The 16,974-nt window shown below is 68.7% G+C and carries 17 protein-coding genes; 14 read left to right on the top strand and 3 right to left on the bottom strand.

Annotated features, from left to right (window positions below):
• The first annotated feature begins 92 nt into the window (after window positions 1-92).
• From DT074_RS23010 to DT074_RS23000, 3 genes are read left to right on the top strand one after another with little or no spacing between them, the layout of a single operon-like run.
• Window positions 93-1,421 carry a Do family serine endopeptidase gene (locus DT074_RS23010; protein ID WP_368744860.1) on the top strand — a complete coding sequence of 443 codons (1,329 nt, stop codon included), beginning with the start codon at window positions 93-95 and terminating at the stop codon, window positions 1,419-1,421.
• Entirely contained in the window at window positions 1,418-2,734 is a 1,317-nt protein-coding gene (locus tag DT074_RS23005; protein ID WP_119422209.1) for a replication-associated recombination protein A, read from the top strand. Before DT074_RS23010 ends, DT074_RS23005 begins: the two co-directional genes overlap by 4 nt.
• Window positions 2,731-3,723 carry an RluA family pseudouridine synthase gene (locus DT074_RS23000; protein ID WP_119422208.1) on the top strand — a complete coding sequence of 331 codons (993 nt, stop codon included), beginning with the start codon at window positions 2,731-2,733 and terminating at the stop codon, window positions 3,721-3,723. Before DT074_RS23005 ends, DT074_RS23000 begins: the two co-directional genes overlap by 4 nt.
• Here the strand turns inward: DT074_RS23000 and DT074_RS22995 are convergent.
• Window positions 3,720-4,574, bottom strand: a complete 855-nt coding sequence (locus tag DT074_RS22995) for a phytoene/squalene synthase family protein (RefSeq protein WP_162915133.1) — start codon at window positions 4,572-4,574, stop codon at window positions 3,720-3,722. The genes DT074_RS23000 and DT074_RS22995 overlap by 4 nt on opposite strands.
• An 89-nt stretch (window positions 4,575-4,663) precedes the next feature.
• On the opposite strand from DT074_RS22995, the gene DT074_RS22990 reads away from it, so the two are divergent.
• Window positions 4,664-5,245, top strand: a complete 582-nt coding sequence (locus tag DT074_RS22990) for a urate hydroxylase PuuD (RefSeq protein ID WP_119422206.1) — start codon at window positions 4,664-4,666, stop codon at window positions 5,243-5,245.
• Window positions 5,246-5,290: 45 nt separating this feature from the next.
• Here DT074_RS22990 and DT074_RS22985 read toward each other — a convergent pair whose 3' ends face one another.
• Complete coding sequence (locus tag DT074_RS22985; protein ID WP_119422205.1) at window positions 5,291-5,926, bottom strand: superoxide dismutase; 636 nt, start codon at window positions 5,924-5,926, stop codon at window positions 5,291-5,293.
• A 285-nt stretch (window positions 5,927-6,211) separates the two neighbouring features.
• On the opposite strand from DT074_RS22985, the gene DT074_RS22980 reads away from it, so the two are divergent.
• From DT074_RS22980 to DT074_RS22970, 3 genes are all read left to right on the top strand, one after another.
• Entirely contained in the window at window positions 6,212-7,111 is a 900-nt protein-coding gene (locus DT074_RS22980) for a LysR substrate-binding domain-containing protein (RefSeq protein WP_162915132.1), read from the top strand.
• 80 nt (window positions 7,112-7,191) lie between these two features.
• Entirely contained in the window at window positions 7,192-7,632 is a 441-nt protein-coding gene (locus tag DT074_RS22975; protein WP_119422203.1) for a PaaI family thioesterase, read from the top strand.
• 170 nt (window positions 7,633-7,802) lie between these two features.
• Window positions 7,803-8,915, top strand: coding sequence for a 5-methyltetrahydropteroyltriglutamate--homocysteine S-methyltransferase (locus DT074_RS22970; protein ID WP_162915131.1), 1,113 nt, complete (start codon window positions 7,803-7,805; stop codon window positions 8,913-8,915).
• Window positions 8,916-9,023: 108 nt separating this feature from the next.
• Here the strand turns inward: DT074_RS22970 and DT074_RS22960 are convergent, their stop codons facing one another.
• Window positions 9,024-9,908, bottom strand: coding sequence for an NAD(P)-dependent oxidoreductase (locus DT074_RS22960; RefSeq protein ID WP_119422239.1), 885 nt, complete (start codon window positions 9,906-9,908; stop codon window positions 9,024-9,026).
• A 160-nt stretch (window positions 9,909-10,068) separates the two neighbouring features.
• Between DT074_RS22960 and DT074_RS22955 the strand changes: the two genes are divergently transcribed.
• The 7 genes from DT074_RS22955 to DT074_RS22925 all read left to right on the top strand — a co-directional run.
• Window positions 10,069-12,450: a penicillin acylase family protein gene (locus DT074_RS22955; RefSeq protein ID WP_368744859.1), complete on the top strand. Its 2,382-nt coding sequence runs from the start codon at window positions 10,069-10,071 to the stop codon at window positions 12,448-12,450.
• Entirely contained in the window at window positions 12,447-13,667 is a 1,221-nt protein-coding gene (locus tag DT074_RS22950; RefSeq protein WP_119422200.1) for a threonine ammonia-lyase, read from the top strand. Before DT074_RS22955 ends, DT074_RS22950 begins: the two co-directional genes overlap by 4 nt.
• A gap of 80 nt (window positions 13,668-13,747) precedes the next feature.
• Complete coding sequence (motA, locus tag DT074_RS22945; protein WP_119422199.1) at window positions 13,748-14,608, top strand: flagellar motor stator protein MotA; 861 nt, start codon at window positions 13,748-13,750, stop codon at window positions 14,606-14,608.
• A gap of 12 nt (window positions 14,609-14,620) precedes the next feature.
• A complete protein-coding gene (motB, locus tag DT074_RS22940) occupies window positions 14,621-15,589 on the top strand; it encodes a flagellar motor protein MotB (protein WP_119422198.1) in 969 nt (322 codons plus the stop codon).
• An 82-nt stretch (window positions 15,590-15,671) separates the two neighbouring features.
• The gene (locus DT074_RS22935; RefSeq protein ID WP_162915130.1) at window positions 15,672-16,175 is read left to right on the top strand and encodes an RDD family protein; all 504 of its coding nucleotides are present in this window, start codon (window positions 15,672-15,674) and stop codon (window positions 16,173-16,175) included.
• Window positions 16,176-16,178: 3 nt separating this feature from the next.
• The gene (queF, locus tag DT074_RS22930) at window positions 16,179-16,631 is read left to right on the top strand and encodes a preQ(1) synthase (RefSeq protein ID WP_119422196.1); all 453 of its coding nucleotides are present in this window, start codon (window positions 16,179-16,181) and stop codon (window positions 16,629-16,631) included.
• 90 nt (window positions 16,632-16,721) lie between these two features.
• On the top strand, window positions 16,722-16,974 hold a 253-nt coding region (locus tag DT074_RS22925; RefSeq protein WP_162915129.1), incomplete at its 3' end, for a helix-turn-helix domain-containing protein.

Raw genomic sequence — 16,974 nt, 5'->3', positions numbered from 1 at the left:
GAAAGCCCATGCAATTGTTACGTTTTTTGACTTCCCTGGCGGCTCTGGTCGCGTTGCTTGTCCCGGCGGCGGGGGCCCAGGACCGAACCCGCGTGGTCCCGACCAGCCGGGCGGAGATTCAGGCTTCCTTCGCGCCGCTGGTGAAGCAGGTGTCGCCGACGGTGGTGAACATCTACACCCGCACCGTGGTGCAGCAGCAGGCGCGTTCGCCGCTGTTCGACGACCCGTTCTTCCGGCGCTTCTTCGGCGACCAGCTGGGCGGGGCGACGCGTGAGCGGGTGCAGCGCTCGCTCGGCTCCGGCGTGATCGCCGATCCGCGCGGCTATGTGGTCACCAACAATCATGTGGTCGCCGGCGCCCAGGAGATCACCGTGGTGCTGCACGACCGGCGCGAGTTCGAGGCCGAGCTGATCCTGGCGGATGAGCGGACCGATCTCGCGGTGCTGAAGATCGATCCGGCCGGCGCGCCGCTGCCGGCGCTCGGCTTCGGCGATTCCGACGAGCTCGAGGTCGGCGATCTGGTGCTGGCCATCGGCAATCCGTTCGGCGTCGGCCAGACGGTGACCAGCGGCATCGTCTCGGCGCTCGGCCGCACGATGGTCGGCGATGCCGATACGCAGTCCTTCATCCAGACCGATGCGGCGATCAATCCGGGCAATTCCGGCGGCGCGCTGATCACCATGGACGGGCGGCTCGCCGGCATCAACACGGCGATCTTCTCGCGCTCCGGCGGCTCGCTCGGCATCGGCTTCGCGATCCCGTCCAACCTCGTCGCCTCGGTGCTGCACGCCGCGACGCTCGGCACCGGCGTGGTGCGCCCCTGGACCGGCGCGACCTTCCAGGCGGTGACCGCCGAGATCGCCCAGAGTCTCGGCTTCGACCGCCCTGTCGGCGTGATCGTGCGCGCCGTTTATCCGAAGGGACCGGCCGACCGCGCCGGCATCCGGGTCGGCGACGTGATCACCTCGGTGGACGGGCGCGAAGTGCTGGACCCGCGCATGCTCAAGTTCCGCATCGCCACCAAGCCGGTGGGCCAGACCGCGCAGGTCGAGATCCGCCGCGCGGGGGCGGCGCGCACGGTGCGATTCCCGCTCGAAGCGGCGCCGGAGAACCCGCCGCGCGACGAGACGCTGATCAAGGGCAACATCCCGCTGGCCGGTGCGACGGTCGCCAACCTCTCGCCCGCGGTGGCGGAAGAGACCGGCATGCCGCCGGATGCGACCGGCGTGGTGATCACCGGCGTGGCGCGCGGCAGCCCGGCGGAACGGCTGCGCCTGCGGCCCCGCGACCTCGTGCTGGCGATTGATGGCCAGGACGTCAAGCGCGTGAGCGATCTCACCGGCCTGCTCGCCAATCACCAGGGCGGCTGGCGCATCGCGGTGCAGCGGGGCGAGCAGACCGTCAACCTGGTGATCCGATGAGCGGCAACCTGTTCGAGGCTGCCGGCCTCGACGACGGCGCACCGCGGCCGCTGGCCGACCGGCTGCGACCGAAGCGGATCGAGGAGGTGATCGGCCAGGACCATCTGCTGGCGCCGGACCGGCCGCTCGGGCGCATGCTGGCGGCGAAGCGGCTGTCGTCGATTGTCCTTTGGGGACCGCCGGGCAGCGGCAAGACGACCATCGCGCGCCTTTTGGCGCAAGGCACGGGCCTTGCCTTCGAGCAGCTCTCGGCGGTGTTCTCCGGCGTTGCCGACCTGAAGAAGGCGTTCGAGCGCGCGAACGAGCGCCGACGCGTCGGCAAGGGCACCTTGCTCTTCGTCGACGAGATCCACCGCTTCAACCGCGCCCAGCAGGACGGCTTCCTGCCCTATGTCGAGAACGGCACCGTCATCCTGGTCGGCGCCACCACCGAGAACCCGTCCTTCGAGCTGAACGCGGCGTTGCTGTCGCGGGCGCAGGTCCTGGTGCTGGAGCGGCTCGACGACGAAGCGCTCGAGACCCTGTTGAGCCGCGCCGAGGAGGTCGAGGGCCGGCCCCTGCCGCTGACGCCGGAGGCGCGCGCCGCGCTGCGCCGCATGGCCGATGGCGACGGCCGCTTCCTGCTGAATCTGGCGGAGGAGCTGTTTGCGGCGCCGACGGGCTCGCCGCCCTTCGATCCGGAGCAGCTCACCGGCATCGTGCAGAAGCGCATGCCGCTCTACGACAAGGCACAGGAAGGCCATTACAACCTGATCAGCGCGCTGCACAAGTCGCTGCGCAGCTCCGATGTCGATGCCGCGCTTTACTGGCTGGCCCGCATGCTGGCGGGCGGCGAGAACCCGCTCTATATCGCCCGCCGGCTGGTGCGCTTTGCGGTCGAGGATATCGGCGTGGCCGATCCGCAGGCGGTGGTGCAGGCGCTGGCAGCGAAGGACGTCTACGACTTCCTCGGCTCGCCGGAAGGCGAGCTGGCGCTGGCGCAATCGGTGATCTATCTCGCCACCGCGCCGAAATCGAACGCGGTCTACAAGGCCTTCGGCGCCTCGCGCCGCGCGGCGGGGGAGACCGGCTCGCTGATGCCGCCCAAGCACATCCTCAACGCGCCGACCCGGCTGATGAAGGATCTCGGCTACGGCAAGGGCTATCAGTACGACCACGACACGGAGGAAGGCTTCTCCGGCCAGAACTGTTTCCCCGACGACATGGAGCGGGTGCAGCTCTATACGCCGGCCGAACGCGGCTTCGAGCGCGAGATCGGCCAGCGCATCGCCTATTGGAACAAGCTGCGCCGCCAGCGGGAGCCGGGCCAGTGAGCGGTGTCGAACTGCGCCAGGTCGCCGGCGACGAAGGCGAAATCCGCCTCGACCGCTGGTTCAAGCGCCACTTTCCCGATCTCGGGCACGGCCGGCTGGAGAAGCTGCTCCGCACCGGCCAGGTCAGGGTCGACGGGGCCCGCGCCAAGGCGAGCGACCGCCTCGCCTCCGGCCAGACCATCCGCGTGCCGCCGCTCGGCCTTGCACCGGCGGCTGAGGCGCCGGCGGCGAAGCGGGCGCCGAAAGTGCCGGAGGAGACCCTGTTCGCGCTGCAGAAATCCGTCCTCTACCGCGACGACGCGATGCTGGTGATCGACAAGCCGCCGGGGCTGGCGACCCAGGGCGGCACCGGCATCGACGTGCATATCGATATGATGCTGGACGCGCTCCGCTTCGACGCCAAGGAACGGCCGAAGCTGGTGCATCGCCTGGACAAGGACACGTCCGGCGTCCTGGTGCTGGCGCGCAACGCCAAGGCGGCGCAGGCCCTGGCCGAGGCGTTTCGGCAGAAGGCGACCCTGAAGGTCTACTGGGCGCTGACGGTCGGCGTGCCGAGCCCGCGCGACGGCCGCATCGATCTCGCGCTGTCGAAGGAGCCCGGCCGCGGCGGCGAGCGCATGCAGCCGGATCCCGACGAAGGCAAGCGCGCCATCACCGACTATGTCGTGCTGGAAACGGCGGGGCGCCGCTCGGCCTGGGTGGCGCTGCAGCCGGTGACCGGGCGGACGCACCAGCTGCGCGCGCATTGCGCGGCGCTCGGCACGCCGATCGTCGGCGACGGCAAGTATGGCGGTGCCGAAGCCTTCCTCACCGGATCGGTCAGCCGCAAGCTGCATCTGCATGCGCGTGCCATCGCCCTGCCAAAGCCCGGCGGCGGCATGGTGCGGGTGACGGCGCCGCTGCCGCGCCACATGAAGGAAACCTTCCGCCTGCTGGAATTCCGCGAGGCCGATCACAAGGACCCCTTCGCGCCCTTCGCTGAGGATTAGAGGCGGCCGCGCCAGGCGGCGATCATGAGCGCGATCTGCTTGCGCGGCGTCGCGATTTCCAGGCGGGGATCGGCCAGGTCGAAATCCACCTGGTGCAGCCGGGCGAGATAAAGCCGGACCAGCCGACCGAGCAGCAGCACGGCGCGCGCCTCGCGCGGCAGGCGCGGCACCAGGGTCCGCGCCGCGTCCAGATGCGCCGCGGCGCGTTCGGCCAGCCGGCGCAGCACCGCGCGCGTCTCGGCCGCCTGCGGCGCCAGCAAAGCCCGGTCCCGGTCGGTGCCGGCCTCGGCCATCCAATCCGCCGGCAGGTGGATCCGGCGCAGTGCGGCATGCGCCGCCGCGGCGCGTGCCAGGCCGGTGAGGCTCCAGGCCATGCCGATCGCTTCGCCGGCCGCCACCAGCCGAGCCTCGTCGACACCAAGCGCGGCGAGCAGAAGCCGGTTGAGGCCCGCCGAGGTGGCGCCGGCATAGGCTTCCAGCGCCGCGATATCGGCCGGCGGCGTCTCGTAGAGGTCGTCGGTACGGGCGTCGATCAGGCGGTCGAACGGCTCGCGGGGAAGACGGCCGGCGGCTATGGCCGCCGCCAGAGCCCGTACGATCGGGTGCGCTCGCGGTGTGCCGGCATAGATGCCATCGAGCGCTTCGCGCCACCATTGCAGTCGGATCTCGCCCAGCATCGGCTGGCTGACCTGTTCGCGCGTGCGGGCGAGTTCGCCGCTAAAGGCCAGCAGGGCGGCGAGGCGGGGACGCAGGGCGTCGGGCGCGAACAGCGAGACGAGCCAGCGGTCAGGATCGTCGCGCCGGGCCGCCGTCTCGCAATACTGGTCATCCGACGCGTGCTGCTCGCTCACACAAACCTCGACGATTTCCTAGTGTCACCTTTTGTCGCAGGCGCTATATTTTGATTTGCAGGAAACGTTACTCAGGGGGTCGTAGGGATATGGGTAAAGTACTGGAGAATCTGCACCAGACGCTGGCGATCGGTCTGGGACTCGCGATCATCCTCGCGCTGGTGTTCCATCTCGGCAGCATCGCCTCGCATGCCTATTGGGCCTTCGTGTTCCGCTGGCTGCATGTCTTCTTCGGCGTCCTGTGGATCGGCTTGCTCTACTACCTGAACTTCGTGCAGGTGCCGAACATGCCGAAGATCCCGGCGGAGCAGCGGCCGGCCATCACCAAGGTCATCGCCCCGGCGGTGCTGTTCTTCTTTCGCTACGCGGCGCTGCTCACCGTCATCACCGGCCTGATCCTGGCGGCGATGAACATGTACATCCTGGAAGCGCTGATGTTCCGCTCCGGGGTCACCATGATCGGCATCGGCATGTGGCTCGGCCTGATCATGGCCTTCAACGTCTGGTTCCTGATCTGGCCGAACCAGCAGAAGGTGCTGGGCCTGGTGCCGGCGGACGATGCCGCCAAGGCGAAGGCGGCAAGGACAGCGCTGCTGGCGTCGCGCACCAACACGATGCTGTCGATCCCCATGCTGTTCTGCATGGTGGCGCAGCAGAACTTCCCGGTCTGACGTAGCGCGGTTGCCGGGGCCCGGTCGGGCCCCGGCAGGGCCGCGTCAGACGCTGAGATTGGACTCGGCGAACTCCCAGTTCAGGAGCTTGTCGATCACGGCGTTGAGGAAGTCCGGGCGCCGGTTCTGGTAGTCCAGATAATAGGCGTGCTCCCACACGTCGATGGTGAGCAGCGGCTTGGCGCCCGCGGTCAGCGGGTTCTCGGCATTGCCGGTCTTGCGCAAGCTGAGCTTCTTGCCCTCGAGGCAGAGCCATGCCCAGCCGGAGCCGAACTGCGTCGCGCCGGCCTGGGCGAGCTGCTTCTTGAATTCGTCGTAGGAGCCGAAGCTCTCGCCGATCAGGTCGGCCATCTTGCCCTTCGGCTGGCCGCCGCCCTTGGGGGCGAGAGAGTTCCAGAAGAAGGTGTGGTTCCAGACCTGCGCGGCGTTGTTGAAGATGCCCGCCTTGGCCGCATCCCCGGCCGTCGCCTTGATGATCTCGACCATCGGCTTCGACTTCAGCTCGGCATTGTTCTCCAGCAGGCCGTTCAGGTTGGTTACATAGGCCTGATGATGCTTGCCGTGGTGGAAGCCGAGCGTATTGGCCGAAATGACCGGCGCCAGGGCTTCGGGCGCATAGGGCAGGGGCGGCAGTTTGAAGGGATAGGTTTCGCTGCTGGCAGCGACAGTTGGATGCGTCATTTTTCTTCCTCTTGACGGGAAAGCGAACTCGCGATGCGCGGGGATCCCGGAGATCCCGACCGGACCTTATTCGGTCCGACTCGCATTTCAACCCGATGACGCCTGATTTGCGCCGCAGGCGATCAAGCCGCGCCGTGCTTTCATCAACGATCCAGTTGCCGATCGGTTCCCTTGGCCCGATCGGCCGGCATCCGACGAATGGCCGCATCGGAATCGCGGTCGTGCCGACTTCCCTGTTACCTTGCCGCGTCGCCGTCGCAATCACGATTCCCGCCGCCTGCCCGAATGACCGACCGACTTCCGCCGCTCGACTGCGTCGTCGCCTTTGTCGAGGCGGCGCGATGCGGCAGCTTCAAGGGGGCGGCCGGTAGGCTCGGCCTCACGACCTCGGGAATCAGCCGGCGCGTCGCGCAGCTCGAAGCCGATCTCGGGCAGTCGCTGTTCCATCGCTTCAACCGTCGGATCGAGCTGACTTCGGCGGGACGCGGCTACCTGACCAGCGCGGCGCCCGCGATCGACGAGCTGCGCAAGGCCTCGGCGCGACTGCGCCGGCGTGGCCAGAGCGCCCGCCGCGTAAGGCTGCGCACCATGCAATCCTTCGCCGCGACCTGGCTGCTGCCGCGGCTGCCCGGCTTCTACGCCGCCCATCCCGGCATCGAGGTGGAGATCGACACGGCCACCTATGCCGAAGAAGGGCCGGGCGAGGGCGAGCTCGCCGTGCGCTTCGGCACCGGGCCCTGGCGGGGCTTCGAGGCCGATCGTCTGGCCGCATGCAGCAGCTTTCCGGTCGCCTCACCCGCGCTGCTCAAGGCCCGCCCGGTGCGGAAGCCCGCCGATCTCGGCGGCCATACATGGCTGCATGCCCGCCACGTCCCTGAGCTGTGGCCCGATTGGCTCGCGGCGGCCGGCGTGCCCGATCTCGTCCCCGCCGGCCAGCGGCGCTACGACAACACCCAGCTGCTCTACCAGGCGGCGATCAATGGCCTCGGCATCGCCATCGCCACCGACGTCCTGGTCGGGCTCGATCTCGCGGCGCGGCGACTTGTGCGGCCCTTGCGGCTGGTGCATCCGATCGCCAAGAGCTTTCACCTTGTCTACCGCCGGCGCGATATCGAACGGCCGCAGATCCGCGCCTTCCGCCACTGGCTGCAGCAGGAAATGGCGCGCTCCTCGGTTGCGCCCTAGGCAACCGAAACCGCCGTATTCGCGTTTGTCCGGCCCCACGCGCCGCCACTAGCCTCGGCGCACAGATTCGGAGGCCGGCGATGAGCGAGCAGGCGAGAAGCGGCGACATGGCGTCGGGCAATCCGCAGATGCCGATCGCCCGCACGCTCGGCTTCCACTTCACCCGCCGCGGCGGAGGTATGAGCGAGCTGGTTCAGCCGGTCACCGAAGCGATCACCTTCGACGGCGTCGCGGTGCAGGCCGGCGCGGTCGCCACCATCGCCGATTTCGCCGGCGGCGCCGCGGTCGCGAGCCTCTTGCCGCCGGATTGGCGCGTCACCACCGCCGATATGACGGTGAAGCTGCTGGCGCCGGCGGTGGGCGAGCGGCTGATCGCCCGCGGCCAGGCGCTGCAGACCGGCAAGACGATCAGCGTCGCGCGCAGCGACGTGTTCGCGGTGGCGGACGGAGTAGAGACGCTCTGCGCCACCGCGCTGGTGACCCTGCGCAATTCGGCGCCGCCGGCGGCGCGCGCCGCCTGAGGCATTCCCCTCCCCATTGGCCGTTGCGGGCGGGGGAGGGGTTGGGACCGGCTTCTCCGGGGGCTTTCCGGGCCCCGGAGAAGCGGTCCGCCATTCCACTGCCACTGCGCTTCCACTGTCCCCGCGCTTCGGCGATGATCGCTCCCAACGAGATCGGGGAGGAGGGGATCATGGCCAACGGAGCCGGGCTGCCGCACCGCGCCGAGCATGTGGGCAGCCTGCTGCGGCCGCGCGGATTGAAGCATGCCTTCCTCGGGCACCAGAAGGGCGAGGTCGCGCCCGTCGCCTATGCGCGCGAGCTGGCCGCGGCGGTGCGCCACGCCGTCCGCCTGCAGGAAGAGGTGGGCCTCCGGACCATCACCGACGGCGAGTTCGGCCGCTCCTCCTGGTTCGGCTTCTTCTTCGAGGCGATGGAGGGCTTCCGTCTCGATACGGCGGCGTTCAAGTTCAAGGACGGCGAAGGCCACGAATTCGCCTGGCCGACCTGCGTGGCCTGCGGCCGCATCCATCGTCATCGCGGCATCACCACGCGCGAGTTCATCGCCGTGCGGACCCTGACCGACCGCACGCCCAAGGTGACGATGCCGACGCCGAGCGCCTTCCATTTCTTCCGCTTCGACCATCCGGCCGATCCGGGCGCCTATCCCGATATCGCCGCCTATTGGGACGATCTCGTCGCGGTCTATCGCGCGGAGCTTGCCGAGCTCGCCTCGCTCGGCTGCGAATATCTGCAGTTCGACGAGGTACCGCTCGCCATGCTGTGCGATCCCGATGTGCGGGCCCAGGTGCAGGCGCGCGGCGCCGATCCGGAAGCGCTGGTCGATACCTATGTCGACGTGATGCGCCGCATCCTGGCCGACCGGCCCGCCGGCATGACCATCGGCATGCATCTCTGCCGCGGCAATTTCCGCGGCCGCTGGATGGCGGCCGGCGGCTACGAGCCGATAGCGGAAAAGCTGTTCAACCGCATGCCGGTCGATTGCTTCTTCCTCGAATACGACAGCGCCCGCGCCGGCGACTTCCAGCCGCTGCGCTTTCTGCCCAAGGAGAAGAGCGTCGTGCTCGGCCTCGTCTCCTCCAAGTCGAAGCGCATGGAGACGAAGGACGAGCTGCGCCGCCGCCTCGACGAGGCCTCCAAGCTGGTGCCGCTCGAGCGCGTCGCGCTCAGCCCGCAATGCGGCTTCGCCTCGGTCGCCGGCGGCAACGACCTGGAGGAAGAGGAGGAGCGGGCGAAGCTCCGGCTGATCGTCGAGACGGCAGAAGCGGTGTGGGGGAACGCATAGGGCTTCTGATCGTCGTGGCCGGGCTTGACCCGGCCGTCCACGCGGTCGCGACAGCGCTGCGGCGAGCCGTGGGTGCCCGGGTCAAGCCCGGGCACGACGTATGGCTACCTACTGCTTCGTCTTCTTCGCTTCCAGGCGCGCGATCAGCGAGGACGTGTCCCAGCGGCTGCCGCCCATCTGCTGCACCTCGGCATAGAACTGGTCGACCAGGGCGGTGACCGGCAGGGTGACGCCGGCGCGGCGCGCCTCGTTCAGGCAGATGCCGAGATCCTTGCGCATCCAGTCGACCGCGAAGCCGAAATCGAACTTCGATTCCAGCATGGTCTTGTAGCGGTTCTCCATCTGCCAGGATTGCGCGGCGCCCTTGGAGATCACCTCGACCACGGAAGCGATGTCGAGGCCGGTGGCGCGGGCGAGCGCAAGACCTTCGGAGAGCCCCTGCACGGTGCCGGCGATGCAGATCTGGTTCACCATCTTGGTCAGCTGGCCCGAACCCGCGGGCCCGAGCAGCTTGCACATTCGCGCATAGGCCTTGATGACCGGCTCCGCCGGGCCATAGGTCGTCTCCTTGCCGCCGACCATCACCGTCAGCACGCCGTTCTCGGCGCCAGCCTGGCCGCCGGACACCGGCGCGTCGAGGAAGCCCAGGCCCTTCTTCTCCGCGTCCGCGGCAAGCTCGCGCGCCACATCGGCCGACGCCGTCGTGTGGTCGACCAGGGTCGCGCCCTTGTCCATGCCGGCGAAGGCGCCGGCCGCCCCCAGGATCACGCTGCGCAGGTCGTCGTCGTTGCCGACGCAGCTCATCACGAACTTGTTGCCCTTGGCGGCGGCGGCCGGCGTATCGGCCTTCCTGCCGCCGAATTTCTGCACCCAGGCCTCAGCCTTGGCGGCGTTGCGGTTATAGACCGTCACCTCGTGCCCGGCCTTGACCAGATGCCCGGCCATCGGAAAGCCCATGACACCGAGGCCGATGAAGGCCACTTTCTCTCCCATCTCGTGTTTCTCCTCGCGGCGAGCCCGGGTGCCGATATACACCACCTGGGGCGCAATTTCACACCGGCGGCGGGCCTCGTAAGGCCCTGCAAACAAGCGCCATCTTCGAATCGGCCGATCACCCCGCTAAGGTGCGACGATGCTATGGGCAAGGCGTATCGTGTTCTGGCTGGCCGCCGTCCTGATCGTCGCGGCGGGCGGTGCCTATCTCTGGCTGCATCAGACTCTGCCCCGGACGTCGGGCACGGCCACCGTCGCCGGCCTCGGCGGCAAGGTCGAAATCCTGCGCGACCGCCATGGCATCCCGCATATCGAGGCGGCGACGCAGGACGACGCCTATTTCGCCCTCGGCTTTCTGCATGCCCAGGATCGGCTGTGGCAGATGGAGACGCAGCGGCGTATCGCCGCCGGACGTCTCGCCGAGATATTCGGTAGCCGCGCGGTCGAGATCGACAGGGTGATGCGCACGCTCGGCCTGCGCCGGCATGCGGAGGCCGCCGTCGCGCATCTGTCGTCCGAGGGGCGCGCTTCGCTCGAAGCCTATGCCGCCGGGGTCAACGCCTTCCTGGGCGGGGCCACCCGGCTGCTGCCGCTCGAGTTCCTGGCGCTCGGCGTTACGCCCGAGCCGTGGACTCCGGCCGACAGCATCGGCTGGCTCAAGATCATGGCCTGGGATCTCGGCGGCTCGTTCCGCGCCGAGCTGCTGCGCATGGCCCTGGCCAAGCAAGGCTTGAGCAATCGCCAGATCGGCGAGTTCCTGCCGCCCTATCCCGGCGACGCGCCGGTGGCGCTGCCCGACCTCGCCGCGCTCTACCGTGATGTCGGCGTCGACGCCGTCCGCCTGGCGGCGGCGATGCCCGGCGCGCCGGCGACCGGCATCGGATCGAACAATTGGGTGGTTGCCGGTGCGCGCTCCGCGACCGGCCGGCCGTTGCTCGCCAACGATCCGCATCTCGGCCTGTCGGCGCCGGCGGTTTTCTACCTCGCGCATTGGCGCACGCCGGAGGGGAACGCCATCGGCGCCACCCTGCCGGGCGTGCCGGTGATGGTGCTGGGCCGCACCGACCATGCCGCCTGGGGCTTCACCAATACCGGCCCGGATGTCCAGGACCTCTACATCGAGCGGCTCGACACCGATCCCAGGCGCTACCTCACGCCGGCGGGCCCGATGCCCTTCGAGACGCGCGAGGAGGTGATCCGGGTCCGCGGCGAGGCGGATCTGCGCATCACCGTGCGCCGCACGCGGCATGGGCCGGTGATTTCCGACACGATGGACCGCCTCGCGCCGCTGATCGACAAGGATCATGTCATCGCGCTCGCCTGGACCGCGCTGGCCGACGACGATCGCACCATCGAGGCGGGCCTGCGCGCCGTGCGGGCCCGGCACTGGACGGCCTTCGTCGACGCGTTCGCCGACTACGTGGCGCCCCAGCAGAACATCGTCTACGCCGATGTCGAGGGCAATATCGGGTTCCTGGCGCCGGGCCGGGTGCCGATCCGCAGGCCCGAGAACGACATCCGAGGCCTCGCCCCGTCGCCCGGCTGGGACGCGCGGTATGACTGGCAGGGCTTCATTCCCTATGGCGATCTGCCGCGCAGCCTGAATCCGCCCGGCGGCTCGATCGTGACGGCGAACAACAAGATCGTGTCCGACCGCTACCGCTACCACATCACCGCGGATTGGCAGCCGCCCTACCGGGCACGACGGATCGAATCCCTGATTGCCGGGCGCGACGCGCATTCGATCGACAGCTTCAAGGCCATCCAGGCCGATGTGACCTCGCTTGCGGTGCGCGACCTGCTGCCCTTCCTGCTGACATCGCCGACCGTGTCGGCGCGGACGGCGGCGGCGCTCGAGCTGGTGCGGCAATGGGACGGACGCATGGAGGCGGGTCGGCCCGAGCCGCTGATCGTCACCGCCTGGCTGCGCCAGCTCAGCCGGCTGATCTTCGCCGACGAGCTGGGCGCGGTGTTTCGCGAGGCCTGGCGCCTGCGGATCGAGTTTCTCGGCAACGTGCTGGGCGACGTCAACGGCCAGTCGCGCTGGTGCGACGACATCACCACGCCGATCCGCGAGACCTGCCAGCAGCTGCTCGGCCAGTCGTTGGAGGAGGCGCTGGAGGATCTGGTGCAGCGCTATGGCAGCGATGCGCGGCGGTGGCGCTGGGGCGAGGCGCATGCCGCCGTCTCGCCGCACCGTCCGTTCAGCGGGTTGTTCCTGCTCGGCGACCTGTTCGACATCGTGGTGCCGACGCCGGGCGACGGCTTCACGGTGAATGTCGGCCAGCACGATATCCGCAACGACGCGGCGCCGTTCGCGAACCGCCACGCGGCGAGCTTCCGGGCGATCTACGATCTCGCCGATCTCGACCGCTCGATCTTCATCCAGTCCACCGGGCAATCCGGCAACTGGATGTCACCGCATTACGCCGACTTCGCTACGCCCTGGGCACGCACCGAGTACCTGCCGATGACGACGCGCCGCGCCGATTACGAGCCCGGCAATGCCGGCCGGCTGATCCTGCAGCCGGCGCCGCGATGAGCACCGTCGACATCGCCGATATCCGCGCCGCCGCGGCGCGGCTCAAGGGCGCGATCGAGCGAACGCCGGCGGCGTTGTCGCGCTCGCTCTCCGCGCTGGTCGGCTGCGATCTGGTGGTGAAGTTCGAGAACCTGCAGTTCACCGGCTCGTTCAAGGAGCGCGGCGCGCTCAACCGCCTGCTCGGCCTGACGCCGGAGGAGCGCGCGCGCGGCGTGCTGGCGGCCTCGGCCGGCAATCATGCCCAGGCATTGGCCTATCACGGCCGCCGGCTCGGCGTGCCGGTCACCATCGTGATGCCGAGGGGCAGCCCGTTCCAGAAGATCCAGCGCACCGAGGCGCATGGCGCGAGCGTGCGGCTCGAAGGCGCGACCTTCGCCGAGGCTGCCGCTTTCGCCGCTTCCCATGCGGCCGAGCGCGGCCTGGTCATGGTGCACCCCTACGACGACGCGACGGTGATCGCCGGCCAAGGCACCGTGGCGCTGGAGCTGCTGGAGGATTTCCCGGACCTCGACATGCTGGTCGTGCCGGTGGGGGGCGGCGGGCTCATCTCCGGCATGGCGGTGGCGGCCAAGGCGATCCGGCCCGATCTCGCCGTCCTCGCCGCGCAGACCCAGGCCTATCCCTCGCTCGCCGCCGCGCTGGAGGGCCGCGCGCCGCCCGATGGCGGCTCGACCATCGCCGAGGGCATCGCGGTCAAGCAGGTCGGCGCGCTGCCGCTCGCGCTGATCCGGCCGCGGCTCGACGGTGTGCTGCTGGTCGACGAGACCACGATCGAGCGCGCGGTGGTGCTGCTGGCGGAGGTCGAGAAGACGGTGGTGGAAGGGGCCGGCGCCGTCGGCCTGGCGGTGGTGCTGAGCGACCCCGAGCGCTTCCGGGGCCGCAAGGTGGGGCTCGTCCTGTCGGGCGGCAATATCGACACGCGGCTGCTCGCCTCGATCTTCATGCGCGACCTGGTGCGGCAGGACCGCATGGTGCGGCTTCGCGTTGAGGTGCAGGACCAGCCCGGCGCGTTGTCGCGCATCGCCGGCATCATCGGCGCCCAGGGCGGCAACATTGTCGAAGTGCAGCACCAGCGCTGGTTCGGCGGCGTGCCGGCGAAATCGGCCGATCTCGACCTTCTGGTCGAAACCATGGGCACTGACCACGTCGATCGCATCCGCACCGCCCTGGCTGCGGAACGACTTCGTTACCGAGTCTTAAGCTACGACGAAGACTAGTATTTCTGGCCTAACGCTGTTTTAACCAGCGACCCCGAAACTGCGCTGCGTAAGCTCGCGTAAGGGTCTCTCGCGCCACCATGCTCGGCATCATCGGCCTCGTCATCGTCTTCGGCTGCGTCATCGGCGGCTACATGGCCATGGGCGGCAAGCTCGGCGTGCTGATGCAGCCGTTCGAGCTCGTCATTATCGGCGGCGCGGCGGTCGGCACTTTCGTGCTCGGCAATTCGATGAAGGTGGTGAAGGGGGCGAGCGCCGGCTTCGGGCTCGCCTTCAAGGGGTCCAAGTACAAGAAGGACGACTTCCTCGAACTCCTCAGCATGCTCTACAGCGTGTTCAAGCTGGCCAAGACCAAGGGCATGCTGGCGCTGGAGCAGCATGTCGAGAACCCGCACGAAAGCTCGCTCTTCACCCAGTTCCCGAAATTCTCCGGTGACCATCACGCGGTCGAGTTCCTGTGCGACTACCTGCGCCTGCTCACCATGGGCAGCGAGAATCCGCACGAGCTGGAGGCGCTGCTCGACGAGGAGCTGGAGACGCACCACGAGGAGAACCATGCGATCTCGCATGCGATCCAGACCATGGCCGACGCCTGCCCGGCGCTCGGCATCGTCGCGGCGGTGCTCGGCGTCATCAAGACCATGGCATCGATCAACGAGCCGCCGGCGATCCTCGGCGGCCTGATCGGCGCGGCGCTGGTCGGCACCTTCCTCGGCATTCTGATCGCCTATGGCGTGTTCGGCCCGATCGCCAACCGGGTGAAGGAGATCCACGAGGCCGACGGGAAATATCTGCAGGCGATCAAGGCCGGTCTTGTCGCCCATCTGCAGGGCTATGCGCCGGCGGTCTCCATCGAGTTCGCCCGCAAGGTGCTGCAATCCGATGTGCGGCCGACCTTCATGGAAGTCGAAGAGGCGACCGGCAAGCTGCTGCCGGTGTAACGGATCATCGCCATGGCGGACGGCAACCAGCCGGTCATCATCATCAAGAAGGTCAAGAAGGGCGGTGGCGGGCACCACGGCGGCGCCTGGAAGGTTGCCTATGCCGACTTCGTCACCGCGATGATGGCGTTCTTCCTGCTGCTCTGGCTGCTCAACGTCACCACGGCGGAGCAGAAGGCGGGCCTTGCCGACTATTTCGCGCCGACCGCCGCCAGCAAGTCGGAGAACGGCGCCGGCGGCGTGATGGGCGGGCAGACCGTCATCGTCGACGGCGCCAAGATTTCCGATCGCGGCCATGTCAACGTCACCGTCGCCCTGGCCCCGCCGGCGCAGGACACGCCGGGCATGAAATACAAGGACAACGACAAGGACTTCACCAAAGACAAGGACAAGGACGGCTCGCTCGACGAGGAGGAGCTGAAGCGCCAGCTCGCCGAGCGCGAACAGAAAGCCTTCGAAGATGCGCGCGACCAGATCCGCCAGGCGATCCAGGATGTGCCCGAGCTTTCCGACCTGAAGCGCAACCTGATCATCGACATGACGCCGGAGGGCCTGCGGATCCAGCTGGTCGACCAGGACCGCCAGTCGATGTTCCCTTCCGGCACGGCCGACATGCACGACCGTACGCGGCTCCTGCTGCAGAAGGTGTCGCAGATCGTCAGCCGCCTGCCGAACCGCATCTCGATCAGCGGGCATACCGACGCGACGCCGTTCCGCGGCGGCGACAACGGCTATGGCAACTGGGAGCTCTCCACCGACCGGGCCAATGCGAGCCGGCGGGTGATCGTCGATTCCGGCATCCCGGCCGGCCGCATCGACAACGTGATCGGCAAGGCGGACAGCGACCCCCTGATCTCGAGCGATCCGACCAATCCGGCCAACCGCCGCATCTCCATCGTGCTGCTGCGCGAGAAGCAGGCCGCCGCCCCGCCTGCGCCCGCCGTGGAAGCGCCTGTCATCCCGCCCTCGCTGCAGCGCTGAGCGGGCCGGAGCCATCCGCCGGGTTGCTTTCGCCGGCTCGCCTCCCCACATTCGGAAGCCGATGACCCCGCGGAGCCCCGGCATGCCGGAATCCTATCCTTCGGCGTCCAGCGTCGCGCTCGCTCAACCCGGCGGCGACGGCCCCTTCGCAGGCTGGCGGTTCGAGGGCATCACGGTCCGTCGCATCCTCGCCTACGCGATCGATGTCGCTCTTGTCGGCGTCCTGCTCGCCCTTGCCATGTTCGCCGGCATGGTGCTGACCGTGCTGACGCTGGGTCTGGCCGGACCGCTCCTGGGCCTGGTCAGCTTCGCCGTCATTCTGGTCGGCTATACGACGCTGCTGGTCGGCGGTCCGCAATCGGCCACGTTCGGCATGCGCCTGGTCGGCATCGAGGTGCGTCGCCTCGACGGTCGCCGGCCGGATTATCTGCTCGCCGGGGTGTCGGTGGTGCTGTTCTACGTGCTGCACGTCGCCACGAGCTGGTTGCTGCTGCTGGTGGCACTGTTCAACCGCCGCGGCCGCTTGGTGCAGGACTTCCTGTGCGGCACCGTCGTGGTGCGGACGGATCCCGTGACGGAGCGTTGAGCCATGGCGAATGATCTCACTCAACTCGGCCGCCCGGCCGCGATCCCGGCCTCGCCGCAGGAGGCGAAGCTCGAGACCGTGGCCAATCCGCATCCCGGCACGCTGTATCTCGTGCGCTTTGCCGCGCCGGAATTCACCAGCCTCTGTCCGGTCACCGGACAGCCGGACTTCGCGCATCTGGTGATCGACTACGTCCCCGAGGCGCGTCTGGTCGAGAGCAAGTCGCTCAAGCTGTTCCTTGCCTCGTTCCGCAACCACGCCGCCTTCCACGAGGCGTGCACGGTCGGCATCGCCAAGCGCCTGATCGACGCGATGGCGCCGCAATGGCTCCGCATCGGCGGCTACTGGTATCCGCGCGGCGGCATGCCGATCGACGTGTTCTACCAGTCCGGCCCGCCGCCGGCCGGGCTCTGGCTGCCCGACCAGGGCGTAGCGCCTTACCGCGGCCGAGGCTAGAGCGGTTCACGGCTTTGTTGAATCGGCGGGGATTCCGGTTTTGGTCGATTTGTGATTCAAGATGCTGGCTGGAGCTGGAGGCCAGCATCGATGGCGCGACCTCTATCCAATGATCTGCGCGAGCGAGTTATAGCGGCGGCCCTGTCCGGGGAGAGCTGCCGGTCGGTGGCGGCGCGGTTCGGCGTTGCCGTTTCGTCGGTGGTGAAGTGGTTGCAGCGCCATCGTGCGACCGGCTCGGTCGCGCCTGGCAAGATGGGTGGCCACCGCAAGCCGATCCTGGCGCCGCACCGGGCCTTTATCGTGGAGCGGATCGGCCAGACACCCCATCTGACGCTGCACCGTC

Origin of the sequence: Desertibaculum subflavum, from assembly GCA_003576705.1 — a bacterium.
Taxonomy (GTDB): domain Bacteria; phylum Pseudomonadota; class Alphaproteobacteria; order Ferrovibrionales; family Ferrovibrionaceae; genus Desertibaculum; species Desertibaculum subflavum.
Note: the sequence above shows the minus strand (reverse complement) of the source record. Positions and strands in the feature narration are given on the sequence as shown.